1 protein-coding gene is annotated in these 246 nt (G+C 43.1%); it reads right to left on the bottom strand.

The window, feature by feature from the left end; all coding sequences use genetic code 11:
- Window positions 1–12: 12 nt before the first annotated feature.
- On the bottom strand, window positions 13–246 hold a 234-nt coding region (locus H5200_RS23675; protein ID WP_182741005.1), incomplete at its 5' end, for a transposase domain-containing protein.

Here is a 246-nt window from a genome sequence, read left to right as displayed (position 1 = left end):
GTAAGCGTATAGCTAACGACACCTAGCTTTGCTAAAGTTCCAAGGCAGAAGTGGCTCAAGGTTATCTGGCTGCTCTGCAATATGTTGTAAGCAAGTAGTAATATAGTCATGCACTACAAGATCATTTGCCTTTGCGGTTTCAACAAGACTATAAAGTATAGCGCTGGCATGAGCACCATTGCAGGTATTTGAGAACAACCAGTTTTTTCGCCCTATTACGAACGGTTTTATAGCTCGCTCTGCACG

It is taken from the genome of Pseudoalteromonas sp. SG43-7 (assembly GCF_014164295.1).
Lineage (GTDB): Bacteria > Pseudomonadota > Gammaproteobacteria > Enterobacterales > Alteromonadaceae > Pseudoalteromonas > Pseudoalteromonas rhizosphaerae.
Note: the sequence above shows the minus strand (reverse complement) of the source record. Positions and strands in the feature narration are given on the sequence as shown.